General features: G+C 61.7%; 17 protein-coding genes. 13 read left to right on the top strand and 4 right to left on the bottom strand.

The genetic code is table 11. The features are described from left to right. The first annotated feature begins 29 nt into the window (after window positions 1-29). The 4 genes from EKH55_RS26700 (at window position 30) to EKH55_RS26685 (ending at window position 2,308) form a co-directional block, all read left to right on the top strand. On the top strand, window positions 30-629 hold the full coding sequence (locus tag EKH55_RS26700) for a DUF922 domain-containing Zn-dependent protease (protein WP_151613808.1): 600 nt from the start codon (window positions 30-32) through the stop codon (window positions 627-629). A 315-nt stretch (window positions 630-944) separates the two neighbouring features. Then, on the top strand, window positions 945-1,475 hold the full coding sequence (locus tag EKH55_RS26695; protein WP_151613807.1) for a DUF992 domain-containing protein: 531 nt from the start codon (window positions 945-947) through the stop codon (window positions 1,473-1,475). 132 nt (window positions 1,476-1,607) lie between these two features. Further along, on the top strand, window positions 1,608-1,886 hold the full coding sequence (locus EKH55_RS26690; protein WP_069456882.1) for a DUF1236 domain-containing protein: 279 nt from the start codon (window positions 1,608-1,610) through the stop codon (window positions 1,884-1,886). A 155-nt stretch (window positions 1,887-2,041) separates the two neighbouring features. Then, window positions 2,042-2,308 carry a hypothetical protein gene (locus EKH55_RS26685; protein WP_069456881.1) on the top strand — a complete coding sequence of 89 codons (267 nt, stop codon included), beginning with the start codon at window positions 2,042-2,044 and terminating at the stop codon, window positions 2,306-2,308. Between the two features lie 18 nt (window positions 2,309-2,326). Here EKH55_RS26685 and EKH55_RS26680 read toward each other — a convergent pair whose 3' ends face one another. Together EKH55_RS26680 and EKH55_RS26675 are read right to left on the bottom strand one after the other, a co-directional pair. Then, entirely contained in the window at window positions 2,327-2,635 is a 309-nt protein-coding gene (locus EKH55_RS26680; protein ID WP_069456880.1) for a DUF6074 family protein, read from the bottom strand. A 269-nt stretch (window positions 2,636-2,904) separates the two neighbouring features. Then, window positions 2,905-3,156, bottom strand: a complete 252-nt coding sequence (locus tag EKH55_RS26675; protein WP_069456879.1) for a DUF982 domain-containing protein — start codon at window positions 3,154-3,156, stop codon at window positions 2,905-2,907. A gap of 375 nt (window positions 3,157-3,531) precedes the next feature. On the opposite strand from EKH55_RS26675, the gene EKH55_RS26665 reads away from it, so the two are divergent. From EKH55_RS26665 to EKH55_RS26655, 3 genes are all read left to right on the top strand, one after another. Next, window positions 3,532-4,653 (top strand): DUF475 domain-containing protein, encoded by a 1,122-nt coding sequence (locus tag EKH55_RS26665; RefSeq protein WP_151613806.1) that lies wholly within the window; start codon window positions 3,532-3,534, stop codon window positions 4,651-4,653. Window positions 4,654-4,793: 140 nt separating this feature from the next. Next, entirely contained in the window at window positions 4,794-5,237 is a 444-nt protein-coding gene (locus EKH55_RS26660) for a universal stress protein (RefSeq protein ID WP_151613805.1), read from the top strand. Window positions 5,238-5,451: 214 nt separating this feature from the next. After that, window positions 5,452-5,781 (top strand): hypothetical protein, encoded by a 330-nt coding sequence (locus EKH55_RS26655; RefSeq protein ID WP_083265213.1) that lies wholly within the window; start codon window positions 5,452-5,454, stop codon window positions 5,779-5,781. Between the two features lie 22 nt (window positions 5,782-5,803). Here EKH55_RS26655 and EKH55_RS26650 read toward each other — a convergent pair whose 3' ends face one another. Continuing rightward, the gene (locus EKH55_RS26650) at window positions 5,804-6,553 is read right to left on the bottom strand and encodes a YoaK family protein (protein ID WP_069456874.1); all 750 of its coding nucleotides are present in this window, start codon (window positions 6,551-6,553) and stop codon (window positions 5,804-5,806) included. Between the two features lie 367 nt (window positions 6,554-6,920). On the opposite strand from EKH55_RS26650, the gene EKH55_RS26645 reads away from it, so the two are divergent. From EKH55_RS26645 to EKH55_RS26620, 6 genes are all read left to right on the top strand, one after another. Then, entirely contained in the window at window positions 6,921-8,681 is a 1,761-nt protein-coding gene (locus EKH55_RS26645; protein ID WP_069456873.1) for a type I secretion system permease/ATPase, read from the top strand. Continuing rightward, the gene (locus tag EKH55_RS26640) at window positions 8,678-9,991 is read left to right on the top strand and encodes an HlyD family type I secretion periplasmic adaptor subunit (protein ID WP_151613804.1); all 1,314 of its coding nucleotides are present in this window, start codon (window positions 8,678-8,680) and stop codon (window positions 9,989-9,991) included. Before EKH55_RS26645 ends, EKH55_RS26640 begins: the two co-directional genes overlap by 4 nt. 215 nt (window positions 9,992-10,206) lie before the next feature. Continuing rightward, entirely contained in the window at window positions 10,207-10,644 is a 438-nt protein-coding gene (locus EKH55_RS26635; RefSeq protein ID WP_069456871.1) for a hypothetical protein, read from the top strand. A gap of 395 nt (window positions 10,645-11,039) precedes the next feature. Next, on the top strand, window positions 11,040-11,603 hold the full coding sequence (locus EKH55_RS26630) for a methylated-DNA--[protein]-cysteine S-methyltransferase (RefSeq protein WP_069456870.1): 564 nt from the start codon (window positions 11,040-11,042) through the stop codon (window positions 11,601-11,603). Window positions 11,604-11,689: 86 nt separating this feature from the next. Further along, a complete protein-coding gene (locus tag EKH55_RS26625) occupies window positions 11,690-12,919 on the top strand; it encodes an adenylate/guanylate cyclase domain-containing protein (RefSeq protein WP_083265216.1) in 1,230 nt (409 codons plus the stop codon). Between the two features lie 206 nt (window positions 12,920-13,125). Next, window positions 13,126-13,962 carry a fumarylacetoacetate hydrolase family protein gene (locus EKH55_RS26620; RefSeq protein WP_151613803.1) on the top strand — a complete coding sequence of 279 codons (837 nt, stop codon included), beginning with the start codon at window positions 13,126-13,128 and terminating at the stop codon, window positions 13,960-13,962. Window positions 13,963-14,058: 96 nt separating this feature from the next. On the opposite strand, the gene EKH55_RS26615 is transcribed toward EKH55_RS26620, so the two are convergent. Further along, on the bottom strand, window positions 14,059-14,964 hold the full coding sequence (locus EKH55_RS26615; protein WP_151613974.1) for a DMT family transporter: 906 nt from the start codon (window positions 14,962-14,964) through the stop codon (window positions 14,059-14,061). Between the last annotated feature and the right edge of the window lies 1 nt (window position 14,965).

Below are 14,965 nucleotides of genomic sequence, written 5' to 3'. Positions count from 1 at the left end.
CCATCAAAAGGTGTTTGTGAGGGATTTGCGTGAAGACGGGCCATCGATTGTGTGTGTTGCTGGTCTGTCTTGTGCTAGCGCCCGCGGCCGCGCTCGGCGAATGGCAGGCGGTCGAGAAGGTTCAAACCTATCATATTGCCGGCCTGTCCGGCCCCGAGCTCTATGCGTCGATCGGCGAGCGGGGGCCGAAGGTCGGTGGGCTCTCGCGCGCCATTGCGCTTACGAGCTTCAAGCTCACCTGGACCCGGAAGTATGAGGCTCAAGGCGATGCTTGCGTGCTGGTTTCGGCGGTGCCGAGACTTGCCATTACCTACACGCTGCCCGAGCCGGCCAAGCCGTTGCCGGTCGGGACGAAGGAGCGCTGGCAGGTGTTCATCTCCGGCGTGTATCGCCATGAGCTGGTGCATGGCGAGTACATCAAGGAGATGGTGCGGAAAATCGAGGCGACCACGGTCGGCCTTACCGTCCCGGCGGACCCGAAATGCCACAAGATCAAGGCCGAGATGACGAAGCGGCTGGGCACGCTTTCCAACGCCCAAAGACTGCAAAGCCGGCAGTTCGACCGGGCTGAGCTCAGCAACGGCGGCAATGTGCACCAGCTCATTCTGCAACTGGTCAATGGCGGCTAAACGGAGCCCGCAATTAGGGTCAGGCCCTATTAAATTCGTCCATTCTGCGTGGCGGATTGGACGTGCGTCAAACACCGAAATGTCACCGGGCACGCGCGAGCTGTCGAGCAATTTCTCCGGTTGAATTGACGCATCGGCAACACTGCGCTCCAAAAATCTCCCCCTAGGCCGGTTCGCCTCTGAAATGTCTCAATACGCCCGAACGGTGCGCCCGTCTTCGCAGGCAAGGCCCTCCATGCGGCGCGCGGTCGCGGCACTTCGCCTGGAGCGGGTCCGTTCCGTTCTGCCTGCGACGATGCGATAAGGAGAAAATAAATGAAGTCGAATCTTGCCATCGCAGTTTTCACCGCCTCGCTGACCTTTCTAGCCGTGTTCGCCCATGCGGCGGACCTTGCGCCCTATCGGGAACCGGCGCCGCCGGTGATCCAGGATGCGCAGAACGGCGTCAAGATCGGTTATCTCGAGTGCGATATCGGCGGCGGCGCTGGATATGTGCTCGGCTCTTCCAAGGAAATCGAGTGCGCCTTTCGCTCGCTCGGCGGCGCTGAGATCGAGGACCGCTATACCGGGGAGATCCGCAAGCTTGGTATCGATGTTGGCTTTACCATGCGCAGTCGTCTCCTCTGGGCCGTGTTCGCACCGACCGCCGGCTATCATCACGGCTCGCTGAGCGGCCTTTACAAGGGTGCAACCGCCGAGGCCACGATCGGCGCTGGCGTCGGTGCCAACGTGCTTGTCGGCGGCACTGCCGGATCGATCCACTTGCAAACGGTGAGCGTGACCGGCCAGCTCGGCCTCAATGTCGCTGCCGCCGGCACGTCGATGACGCTCAACTCCGTCGACTGAGGGCGCTCTTCGAATTTCAAGGACGAAGCCCGAAAAGGACCGCTTTCCTGCGCGCGTCGCGTGCGGCGTCGCCTTGCAGGGAACCAAAGTTGATCGAGCCGGTTGAAGAGGCGTGAGAAAGGAGAATAGATCATGAAAAGAATTGCTCTGATCTGTGCCGCACTGCTTCTGCCGGCATCGGTAGTCGCCCAGACGACGGTCGTGCTGCCCGACCCAGTCAGGACTTATGTGCTCGAGCAGCAGACCCCGTCCGTCACCATCGAGGGCGAGATCGTCGCCGGACAGCCGCTACCCGAGACCGTGGAGATCCACACGATTCCGGACCAACCGGACTACGCCTATGCGATCGTCAATGATCAGCGCGTCATCGTGAAACCCGCGGACCGAACCGTCGTTCAGATCCTTCAGTAGTCGGAACGAGTTCGGCTTGTGAGGGTTGGCCGGTTCGGTCGGTGCACAGCCACATGTCGCCGAACAGGCAAGAACCCAGTGGAGCGCGTCGCAAGCCCTGGCGGGCGGCGCGCTACGCGCTGGGCTCGCGAAATTAAGTGATTTGGGAGGCGAATATGGAGAAGCTCGAGTTCCGACTGGCGGCCCATCGGGAGATCCTGGTCGCCATCCTATCGGGTCTGTCACGCCATGAAGACCTGTGGGCGGAAATCAGCCGCACCATCGATGAGGCCCGGATCGTTCAGGATCACGAGGAGGATCCGGGGGTGGTCCCGTCCGAGGCCTTTGCCAGGCAGAACGCGATGACCGCGGAGATAACATCCATTCTCCGCGATGCAGCGCTGCGTGCCAAGCTCGATCCGGAGGCGGCGCAGGAGCGTTGACGCCGGTGCATTGGTCGGTCAGGCGCCGCTGTCGGAACGATTGCGTCCGACGGCCGGCTGCTGGTAGCGCCGCGCCATCGCGGCCTGCACTTCCACCTGGAAGCCTATAATCTCGCGGCGGATCTCTTCATCTCTCAATCCAAGTGCCGAAAGCCTCTCGGCGAGCTTGCGGCACTCCGTTCTCCAGTAGTGGACGGCGGCATCGCCATGGACACGGTCGAGTTCCCGCGAACAGCGATTGACGTCGCCCGCCCGAGCCGCCAAGGGAAATGCGAGGATTTCTCCGCCTTTGCGCCCCATCATCCGTTCGTCCAAGTTTCTTGCCATCGAATCACTCCGCATTCGCCTGAATGTCACGTCTATCGGCAAGATGGTTAATGATTCCTTCGTCCGGCCTGACCGTGCCGCATGCTGGGCAGGCGCTAAAGCCCCGACTGGGGGCTTGTCCTCCACGAGGATTTGCATGTGGCCACCGGAACAAATCGTAGCCAGAGAGGTTTGATGGCCGGAACGCGCAGGCGCGCTCCGGCTTTACTGGTACAGGATAGGCTCCGCCCACCGGGCGGAGCCGCTTTGCGTCTTGGGCCGGACCACCGTCAATGGCTGCTGATGGAGATATGCGCCTCTTCGGCGGCCTTGATGAACGCCTTTCGGGCCTTCTCCGTCCTCACCTTGCCATCCAGCGCCTGAATGCACGTCCGCTTCGCAGCCGCAAAGGCGCGTCCATCCTTCTGAGGCCAACGCAGCAGCAGAAGTTCCACGGCTTCCCGCGTGCTTTTCACGGAGCGGTGTCCGCCCGATTCTCCAAGTTCCAACTCGACGGTTTTATCCCACCAGAAACAGTGCATGACGCTTCCTCACAGCATCTACTATCGAAAGCCAAACCTATCGGCCCCGTTTTGGTTCCCGCGGGCCGTGCAGGCCTGCATGTTTGTCGGTAAGTGGCGTCCGCATCCTCTTGACGCGGCGCAAAGCCTTGCTAATTAAAGGGTCGCTCCCGCTCTCAGGCATCAGATCGCGGGATGAACATTGGTGCCGGGCCCCTCTGGCGAGAGTTTACGGCGCTCTCGTGATGTCGGTACCGCCAGCAAATCAGGCCGGCGGAATAGCTACCATGAAAATCAATCCCATGCTCGACGCATGTGCCCTTTCGGCTATGCGTTTTTTTCCCGCAACTAATCTCCCTTTTGCCTACGCAACTGCATATGCAGGGGAGGTTCGCCATGATTGACGCTCATTCGAACAAGGGTGCGCTCGACTATTTCCGGTGGGCCTTCATCTTCACGGCCATCGGTCTTCTCCTCGGCGCCTGGGTCGGGTGGCAATCGACCGGTACCATCAGCGGCACGGCAACAGTCTTCTTCATTTGCTCCGTGCTCGCCGTTCTCGAAATCTCCTTGTCTTTCGACAACGCAATCGTCAACGCCAACAAGCTCAAGGACATGAGGCCGGAATGGCAGCACCGGTTCCTGACTTGGGGCATCATTATCGCCGTTTTCGGCATGCGCATCGTCTTCCCGCTGTTGATCGTCGTCATCGCGGCGAATATCGGCCCGGTCGAGGCGATCATTCTCGCCTCAGTGCGGCCCGAGGAATATGCCCGCATCATGCACGAGGCGCATCTGCCGATCGCGGCTTTTGGCGGCACGTTCCTCATGATGGTTGGGCTCAGCTACTTCTTCAATCAGGAGAAGGATGTGCACTGGATAGCGTGGATCGAGCGGAAGATGGCGCGATTTGCGACGGTGAAAGGGATCGAGATCGCCTTCGTGCTCAGCTTGATCCTCGGCTTTTCAGCCCTGCTCGAGGGTGAAGAGGCGAATGTCTTCGTACATGCCGGGGTCTACGGTCTGTTGACATTCCTCCTGGTGGAGGTCGTCGGCGGTCTGCTCGACGCGTCGCAGCAGACCATGAGCGCTGCGGCCAAGGGCGGATTCGGCGCCTTCCTCTATCTGGAGGTGCTTGATGCCAGCTTCTCCTTCGACGGCGTGATCGGCGCCTTCGCCTTGACGCAGAACCTCTTCATCATCGCCATTGGACTCGGCATCGGTGCGATGTATGTCCGCTCCATGACGATCATGCTGGTGGACAAGGGAACATTGAGCGCATACCGCTATCTGGAACATGGGGCATTCTACGCGATCCTCATCCTCTCGGTGGTGATGTATTGCCAGACTTTGGTGCACATTCCGGAGGTCATTACCGGCCTCGGCGGGGCCGGACTTATCGGCCTCTCGCTCTGGTCGTCGATCCGCTACAACCGGCGACACGCGCAAGCGCATGCCGATCTGGAGGCGGAAAATGTGAAGCAGGGCGCTCACGAGCGACTCCACGCAGGGGTCTGAGCACTGCCGCCATTGCAGGTAGATACAGGGCCCGGCGAAATCTCCGGGCCCTTTTTCTTGTGGTTGGCGCTCTGTTGATCTGCGTCAATGCCGTTGAGACTGGTGCGAATAGCCTGAAGTGGGGTTCAACGGAGGCTTTCATGTTTCGCAACATCCTTATCCCCACCGACGGATCGCCGCTCGCCACGCTTGCCGTGGACGCCGGCATTGCATTCGCCAAGGAGATCGGCGCCAAGATCACGGTGTTCACGGTGATCGAGCCGTTTCACCTCGTCTCGATCGACGCGGAGCAACTGGCCAAAACGCGAGAGCAATATGAGGCGCTCTCCGATGTACATGCCGCCGAGATCCTTTCCGCTACGCGCGCCAAAGCCGAGACGGCTGGCGTTCCCTGTAGGACCGATCAGACGCGAACCCATGACATCTATCGTGCCGTCATCGGGAAGGCAGAGGAGATCGGTGCCGATCTCATCGTGATGTCTTCGCATGGCCGCGGCGGTTTCGGCGCGCTGGTCATCGGCAGTGTTGCCGCCAAGGTGCTGACGCATTCGACCATTCCCGTGCTTGTCTACCGTCAGAAGTAGTGACGGATCGCGATAGCGGCCGCGGCCAGGTTTCCCTCGTGCTCGAATCGGTGACGCGGTTCGGCGCCGCGAAGCCGCGTTGCGCTGCGAACATGACTTTCCCGAGGCCGCCGCCGGAAAAGTGCCAAAGTTTCGCGCGATGGCGATCCTTCCTTGGCCCGAAGGTTGATACTCCGTTCGACCAGCAGCCATGAAACCACGCGGAGGAACGCCCTTGGATGCGAGCCGAAACGACCTAGCATTGATTGAAGTCATGCGTCGCTATTTCAAGGCGAAAGACGAGGCGAACGCATTGAAGTCGAGGCTGGAAGCCGCCCGGAACGAGAGCGGCGACGAGATCGGTCGGTTCTACGATCTCCGTAGCAACGCCTTGCACGCGCAAGACATTCTCACCTGGCACCGGCTCCGCAAGGAGATGGAAAGGCTGATGAGCCATGCTGCTCTGTGGGCAAGAGGCGGCAACATTGAGGGTTGCGATGCCGCCCAGGAGGAAGAAGCGTCTGGTACGGCCCACTTGCTCGGCATACATGCCGTAGCCGAGTGAATTGCGCTGCGGCCGGGCGGCATTATCGACCCAAGACGGCGCGAAGATCTTCAACTACCGGCAGCGCAGCGATGACCGTCAGCGGCGCGGCGAGGAATAGTGCCGCGGCCATGCCGCATGCGCTGAAGAATATTGCACCGCAAACACCGCCTGTAAGAAAGAGGCCGATCAGCGACGTCAGCAGCCTCAGCTTTTGACGGTCGGCTCGCACGGGTGCTCGGTCCCCTCCGGGCGTGCCGCCATTCCAATAGAGGAGCTTGCCGAGTTCGATGCCCGCGTCGGTGACGAGACCGGTCACATGGGTCGTTCGGATTCGGGCGCCCGAAAGCTTTGTGATGATGGCATTCTGCAGGCCCATGATGAAGCACAGCAACGCAATGGTCACCGAGACGATGACGTCTTCCTGCGAATCGACAAAGGGGCCGATCGTTGCAAATCCGATGAGCAGGAGCGCCTCGACCATCAGGGGCAGTGCGTATTCCGCCTGCAATTCCAAGCGCCGTCCCCAATTGATGAGAATCGCGGAGGTAGCCGCGCCGGCGACAAATGATGCCAGTGCCACAAGCCCGGCTACGACAAGCGCCGATTTGCCGAGCACGATATTGTCGGCTATCGCCGAAACGACGCCCGACATGTGCGAGGTGTATTGTTGCACGGCCATGAAGCCGCCAGCATTGGCGGCGCCAGCGACGAAAGTGAGATAGAAGGCGAGATGCCGGTCTGTCGTTGCGTTGCGCTCTTTTGCGGTGAGATTCCTCAGATATTGCCTCATCGGTCGCCGATCTCGTGTAGATGATTTCAGTAGTGCAAGCAGAAGATGCAGCTTTTCTGCTATAGTTAAATCGACCATGTCCGCCGCCGGACTTTTCGGCATGTCGGTAACAACTTGGCAACTCCGTACGGAGAAGCTGCAGAGGCCGGCAGGAAGCCGCGGGTTCGGCGGTCAAGGCAAAGGATGGTGGTCAACCGGGAGCCTTTCCATAAACCGCTGGCTTCAGGTAGACAACTCCAGGCCCATTGGCAGCAGCCGGCATAGTCAACGAGACCAAGCATGAGCGAACACAGCAGAACTTTGAAACGTGTCTGTCGGAATCGACTGGAAAGGTCCGCATCGTTCACCGACCGCGTCGACAGGGAGAATGCAGCCAGTGCCTGAGCCCGGTTCGAACGGCAGGAACATCGATCCCGCCTCCGCCCTTGGCGACTGCCGAACGGCCTTCATCGGCGTTGGCGTCGCCAGTGCGCTTGTCAATATCCTCTATCTGACCGGCTCGTTCTTCATGCTCGAAGTCTATGATCGGGTTTTGCCGAGCCGAAGCATTCCCACGCTGGTCGCGCTGAGCCTCCTCGCCTTGCTGCTTTATGGCTTTCAGGGCGTCTTCGAACTGATCCGCGGGCGCATGCTGGTGCGCATTGCCGGAGCGCTCGACGAAAGCCTCAGCGCTCGCATCTACCGGGCGCTCGTCAAGGCGCCGCTGAAGCTTCGGATGCAAGGGGATGGCCTCCAGGCGCTCCGCGACTTCGAACAGGTCCGCTCCTTTCTCTCGAGTGCCGGGCCAGCGGCGCTGTTCGACCTGCCGTGGCTGCCCTTCTATGTCGCGATCTGCTTTCTGTTCCACCCGGTGATCGGCTATGTCGCGATCGGCGGCGGCCTCATCCTGACAGTTCTGACCTATCTCACCAATCGTAATACGCAGGCGCCTTCCAGGAAGGCATCCGAAGCGGCAGGTCTGCGCAACGCCTTTGCCCAGGCCTCGCAGCGCAATGCCGAAGTCGTCCAGGTCATGGGCATGACCGGCCGGCTGACGAGCCTCTGGGAGGAACGCAATTCGGAGTTCCGTGACCAGAACAGGCGCACCTCCGATATTGGCAACGGTTATGGCGCGCTTTCGAAGGTTTTTCGCATGGCGCTGCAGTCCGGAGTGCTGGCGGCGGGCGCAGTACTCGTCATCGAGGGCGAGGCCTCGCCCGGCATCATTATCGCAGGCTCAATCCTGACCGCCCGGGCGCTCGCTCCGGTGGAACTCGCGATCGGCAATTGGCGAGGCCTCGTCTCGGCGCGCCAAAGCTGGCAGCGACTGAAGGACCTGCTGGGCGCACTGCCGGAAACGGAGGCGCCACTGGCACTGCCCGCTCCTCGGGAACGCTTGAGCGTGGAGGCATTGGCGAGCGGTCCGCCGGCGGCACAACGCCTGATCTTCACCGACGTCGGTTTCACCGTGCATGCCGGCAGTGCGCTTGGCGTCATCGGCCCCAGCGGTTCCGGAAAATCGTCGCTGGCACGGGCCCTGATCGGCGTCTGGCCCGCCTATCGCGGCTCCGTTCGCCTCGACGGGGCGGCACTCGACCAGTGGGACACCGACGCGCTCGGCAGGCACATCGGGTACCTTCCGCAGGACGTCGAGCTCTTCGCTGGAACCGTGGCGCAGAACATCTGCCGGTTCGCTGCGGATGCGCCGCCCGAAGCGATCGTCGCTGCCGCCCAAGCCGCGCGCGTGAACGACCTAATCCTTCGGCTCCCGAATGGCTACGACACCGAAATCGGTGAGGGCGGTGTAGCTCTTTCCGCCGGCCAGCGTCAACGCGTCGCACTTGCGAGAGCCCTCTATGGCGATCCCTTCCTTGTGGTGCTCGACGAGCCGAACTCTAACCTTGACGCGGAAGGGGAGCAGGCCTTGAGCGAGGCGATCATGAACGTGCGCGCGCGGGGCGGCATCGTCGTCGTCATCGCCCACAGGCCGAGCGCCCTTGCCAGCACCGATCTCGTTTTGATGATGCACGAGGGGCGCATGCAGGCTTTTGGTCCGAAGGACGAGGTGTTGAGCAAGGTGCTTCGGCCACAACCCGTGGCGTCATCGCGGTTCACGGTCGCGACGGAGGGCCAGGAGGCGGCACAATGAGCAAGCGCAAGGAAAAGATGAGTGCGCAGCGCTCGCTCGGGCGGCACCTGGTCGGAGTCTCCGTCCTCGCGCTCGCGCTCGTCGCCGGCGTCGGCGGCTGGGCTGCGACGACGGAACTTTCGAGCGCGATCGTCGCCGGTGGCGTTGTCGTGGTCGACGACAATGTCAAGAAGGTCCAGCATCTGACGGGTGGCATCGTCGGCGAACTCAAGGTCAAGGAGGGCGACCGCGTCGAAGCCGGACAGGTGCTGATCCGCCTCGACGGGACTACTGTTCGCGCCAACCTGGCAATCGTCGAAGGCACGCTGGCGCAGCTTTATGCGCGTCGCGCGCGGCTTCAGGCCGAGCGCATCGGCGCGCCGGACTTTGAAATCGACGCGGATCTCGAGAGTTTCATTTCCGGTGCGGCGGCGGCAAAACTCGTGGACGGCGAGAGGAGGCTCTTCGCAAGCCGCCGCTCGGCGCTCACCGGGATGAAGAGCCAGCTTGCCTCGAGAAAGGCGCAGCTTGCCGACGAGATCGAAGGACTGACCGTCCAACTGAAGGCGATCGAGGATGCACTGAGGCTCATCGATGAGGAACTGACGGGCGTCGATTCCCTCTACGGCCAGGGGCTGGTGCCGATGCAGCGCGTGACTACCCTGAAGCGGCAGCGGGCGGAACTCGAGGGCGACCGCGGTCGCCACATCGCAGGGCGCGCACAGGCGCGAGGAAAATCGAGCGAAATCGACTTGCAGATACTTCAACTCGACGAAGACCGGCGCACTGAGATTTCCAAGGAACTGACGGACGTCGAGGCGAAGATCGCCGAATATGAGGAGCGCCGCACGGCCGCGACCGACCAATTGCGGCGGCTCGATATCACCGCACCGCTCTCCGGCCGGGTCTACCAACTGGCCATTCATACTGTGAACGGCGTGATTAATCCCGGCGAGACGCTGATGCTCGTCGTGCCGGAGGCGGACGACCTCACAGTGGAGGCGCGCATCGCACCGAACGACATCGACCAGGTCCAGGTCGGCCAACCGGTCGAAATCCGATTCAGCGCCTTTAATCTACGAACGACGCCTGAAGTCGAGGCCGAGGTCGTGACCGTGGCGCCGGATCTCGTGACGGACGAGCGTAGCGGCGCCAGCTACTATCCGTTGCGCATCCGTCCGAAGCCTGAAAGCCTGGCCAGGCTGGCCGGACTGTCTCTTTATCCGGGCATGCCTGCGGAGGTGTTCATTAAGATCGCCGACCGCACGGTCATCTCCTACCTGACGAAGCCGCTGACGGACCAAATGCGGCACGCATTCCGCGAGGACTGAGAGGCCTCACTGCCGACGGTTATCTCAATTGCAATTGCCTCACGGCGAGGCGACCCCGCCGGCGCGCAGCTTTGTTGGTGCCGCCTCGCGAGTTTCTGATCGTTTAATGCCGAAAGGCACTTTCGTGATTGGACTTCGCGGCCGGTTGGAGTCACGCTGAGTAGGCCTATGAGGCTGAAAAGGGGGACCAACTATCGTCTGAGTAGGAGGTCACAATGAAGCACCATGCAATCGACGAACTGCAAATCGTCGCCGAGGTCAATCAGGACTTTCCCCGTCGGGCTTTGTCGCGCAGCGAGCGTCTGGAGCGCTGGGCAGAGCTTCTGGAGCAGAACCCTCAGAGACGGCTTTCGACGCTGCACGAGACCGAGTATCAGCCGGCACGCGTTCGCGCGACCATGCGCGGCGACGGTACGCCGATCTCCGTAGCGTTCGAAGATCCCGTTCTGCGGGCGGCTGGGCTGGATAATGATAGCTACGGCGAGGCGAAGCGGTTCTTCGAATTGAGCGACGAGCAATTGCACAAGGTTATTTGCTATTGCCATTTCGGTGCGACGGTTAGTGCATCGACCGCAGCGCGTCACATCCGCACGATGCTGGTCGAGAAACAGCCGGGCCTGTTCGCTCGCCTGCGCCAGATATTCCTCGGCTAAGCTGGCGGCGTCTACAGGCAGGTGGTCAAGGCGGCGATCAAGTCGGCCGCGAGGAAGCTCTTTGCGAGCCATCGACCGAGGATGACCTCTGCCCGGACAGCGTCATAGCGGGGGAGGCACTTCGTCGCTACAGCGCCGGTGTCTTCAGAGGCATGTGGTCTGCGGTAGCGGCGAAGTGTAGTGCTGCGCCACGTATCGTATAGCGCTTGAGGCTCGCGGCAAGTCGGCCGCGGCAGTGGCGCCTGCCTTCATACATCATGAATGCTCCAGTTCAGGTGTTTCGTCGCCTCTTTTGATCGGGAAGCGAGCACTTCGCGTGTGACCGCTTTGCAAAGCCGGTTGATTCGGGCCTCGGATGACACGATCTTCATGTGACATGAATGCGGAGGCTTTCGATGAATGAGGAAGCGCACCACTATTGCGTCTTCGAAACCGCCGGCGGATTCTGCGGCATCGCCTGGAGCGGGCGCGGCATCACCCGCTTTCAGCTGCCGACGAAAACCGCGGCCATGACCGAACGGCTGCTGTTGCGCCGCCTTTTCAAGGGCGAACCGCACGCGTCGCCGCCCAGAGTGCAGGAAACGATCACTGCCGTCCGACGATATTTCGACGGGAGCGAGACGGATTTTTCCGCAGTTGATCTCGACCTCGAAGGGCAGGACGCATTCTTCGTGAAAGTCTATGCAGCGGCGCGACAGATCCCATGGGGGCATACCACCACCTATGGCGCGTTGGCGAAGGCCCTCGGAGGCGGCCCCGAGACTGCGCGCGATGTCGGCCTGGCGATGGCCGGAAATCCGGTAGCCCTGATCATCCCCTGCCATCGCGTGCTGGCCGCCGGCGGCAAGATCGGCGGCTTCTCGGCGCCCGGCGGTGTGTCCGCCAAGCTGCGTATGCTCCAACTGGAAGGCGTTCATCTGCACGCGCCGGAACCCGCTCAGCGATCCCTGGCATTTTGAACGATGGCAGATTGTGCCCGGCAGTGGCGTCGTGCATGCTTGTATATATCGGCTCCGATTCAAGGATGCCGCAAGCGGAGGTTGCTATGCAATCTTTATCGGATGCACTTCTGAATTCAACCGATGGCAGCGAAGGAAGGTGGCCCGTCCAGCGGCGGCACGTCCTGGATTGGCTGGTGAACGAGACGCGCGGCGAGCGCTACATCGACAATATCTTTGTCGAGATGTGCATGAAACTGGCGGAGGCCGGTGTGCCGGTCGCGCGCGCGACGCTGCATTTCCGGATTCATCATCCGCAATGGATAGGCGCGCGGATCCTGTGGCGGAAGGGATTGTCCGAAGCCGAAATCGACCTCTACAATTACGGGACCGAGGACAGTTCGCAATACCTGAACAGCCCACTTTACGAGATCAACAACGGAGCGTCCGAGGTGCGGCACTCTCTCGAAGGTTCCTCCCGCGATGGAGCGGAATACGCGCTTTACGACGATCTGCGGGCTGAGGGCATCACCGAGTACATCGCCTGGCCGCTGGAGCACACGCTCGGCAAACAGCACGTCATCACCTTCGCCAGCGACCGGCAAGGCGGCTTTCGCCCGGGCGACATAGAACTCTTCAAGGACGTGTTGCCGGCCTTGTCGCTCGTCAGCGAGATCAGGCTGAAGAACCGTCTCGCACGTACACTTCTCGAAACCTATGTCGGCCCGCATGCGAGCGAACAGATCCTGGCGGGAGCGACGACGCGCGGCACTGGCGTGACGGTTGGCGCCGCCATTCTGATCTGCGACCTGCGCGATTTCACCAGGTTGTCGGATCTCTGGCCGCGCGACGACGTGATCGACCTGTTGAACGGTTATTTCGACGCCATGTCGGAGCCGATCGAGCGCCATGGCGGCGAGATTCTGAAATTCATGGGCGACGGGCTCCTGGCAATCTTCCCGCTCAGTGACCCGTGCGCCTGCAGCAACCTGCTCGGCGCCATCGCGGAGGCGCAGGCAGCTCTTGCCGAGCTCAACGAGGAGAACCTGCGCAAAGGTCGTGAGCCGCTCGGTTACGGCATCGGCGTCCATGTGGGGGACGTGATGTATGGCAATATCGGCTCGCGCAAGCGCCTCGACTTCACCGTCATAGGACCCGCAGTCAACGTCGCCTCGCGCCTCGAGAGCCTGACCAAGGAACTCAAGCGTCCGGTTCTTCTTTCACGCGCCTTCGTCGAAAGGGCGGGATGCGCCGCACAGTTGGAAAGTCTCGGCTCCCATGCGTTGCGCGGACTCGACCACCCGGTCGACATCTTTGCCTTTTCCGGCAGAAGATAGCGCAAGGCTCCGTTCTGCAAAGCGCGGGGCCTTCGATCGCGAAATCGGCGGGTTGTCGCGTGCTGCCGTACGCTTCGATCGACGTCGATTTCGGCGCGGCCGAGATCCCGAAAGCGTACTGCGACTGTGCAAAACCGCTTTACATCCACGGCACTGTTTGATTTGTCAGACACAGTCATTCGTCACGATTGCCGGGGAGAAGCTGGATGAGGTTTTTGCGCTATGGACCTGAAGGGGCGGAGAAGCCGGGCGTATTGGATGGCGCCGGCCGAATCCGCGATCTCTCCGGCGTAATCGCCGATATTTCAGGTCCGGCCATCGCCGATCTCGCATGGGCGGACGGACTCGAGATCGAGAGCCTGCCGGCGGTCGATAGTGCGCAGCGCCTCGGCGCCTGCGTCGCCGGCACCGGCAAGTTCATCTGCATCGGACTCAACTATGCCGACCATGCTGCCGAGTCCGGCCTGGAGGTTCCGCCCGAGCCCGTCATCTTCATGAAGGCGACCTCGGCGATCACGGGGCCGAACGACAATGTCATCATTCCGCGCGGCTCGGTCGCCACCGATTGGGAAGTCGAACTCGGCGTCGTCATCGGCAAGAAGGCAAAATATGTTGACCAGGCCGAAGCGCTCGATCACGTCGCCGGCTACTGTGTCGTAAACGATGTCTCGGAGCGCGATTTCCAGGCGAGGCGATCGGGCCAGTGGACGAAGGGCAAATCCTGCGACTCCTTCGGCCCCATCGGTCCGTGGCTCGTCACCCGTGACGAAATTGCCAATCCGCAGAACCTGAAGATGTGGCTCACCGTCAATGGTGTGACGAAGCAGAACGGCACGACCGAGACCATGGTCTATGGCGTCTCGTACCTCGTCAGCTATCTGTCGCAGTTCATGACCCTGCATCCGGGCGACATCATCTCTACCGGCACGCCGCCCGGCGTGGGCCTGGGGTTCAAGCCGCCGCAATATCTCAAGCCCGGCGACGTCATCGAGCTTGGCATCGAGGGGCTCGGCACACAGAAGCAGATGGTGGTCGCGGACTGATCGAGCCGATAGCGCCGCGGTTCAGGCGTGCAAAGGTCGCGGCGAGAAGAAGTGTGGAAGGCAATACAGTGGGCGGAAAGGCGCGTCGCCCTCTACCTAATCCTTCAATTTTCCCTGCCGCTTCAGTTGCTGCTCCCGGAAGAAGATGAACAGGCCGGAGGCGACGATAAGGCCGGCGCCCAGCACCATCGACAGGCGTGGGCTGTCGCCGAAGACCAGCCAGCCGAAGACGATCGCCCAGAAGAGCAGTGTATATTGCAGCGGCGCGACGGTCGCTGCATCGGCGAGCTTCAAGGCCCGGTTGACGAGAACATGGGCGAGCATGGCGACGACGCCGAGGAGGCCGAGCAAAGCGGTGTCGAGTGGGTTCAGCGGCGTCCAATCGAAGGGCGCCCAGAGGAGGCCGGCAATCGCCGCGCCAACGACCTGCCAGAACGCGAGGGTCGTGTCCGGCGTTCCGCGTAGCGAGCGTCCGGAAACCATCATGAAGGCGAAGCACATGCTGCCGAAGATGGAGACCAGCGCCGGCAACGTCAGGGCTTGCGAGGAGGGCTCGAGCGCAATGATGACGCCGACGAAGCCGATGGCGATTGCTGTCCACCGCCGCCAGCCGACGGGCTCCTTCAGCACCAGCGGCGAAACGGCTGCCACGTAAATCGGCGCGGCCAGCCAATAGGTCATGACATCGGCGAGCGGCAGGGAGATGACGGCGAAATAAAAGGCGAAGACCTCCGCTGTCGAGGCGAACACGCGGGCAAGCTGGAGGCCCGGCCTTTCAACCGCGACAAGCCTTTTCGGTCCGCGGGTCCAGAGGAACGGAAAGAGCACGAGACCCGCGGCGATGCTGCGGATCAGCACCACCTGTCCGACCGAATAGGTTGCCACCAGCCATTTGCCCATGACGTCGTTCAGCGAAAACATCAGCATGCCGAGAAACATGATCAGCACGCCGGCGCGAGCGGTGCCGGGCGCGGCGGAAACGGAAGCGGTATCGACGGCCATA

The organism is Sinorhizobium alkalisoli, from assembly GCF_008932245.1.
In the GTDB taxonomy this organism is placed as follows: Bacteria; Pseudomonadota; Alphaproteobacteria; order Rhizobiales; family Rhizobiaceae; genus Sinorhizobium; species Sinorhizobium alkalisoli.
The sequence above is the reverse complement of the archived record's forward strand: the minus strand, read 5'-3'. Positions and strand labels throughout refer to the sequence as shown.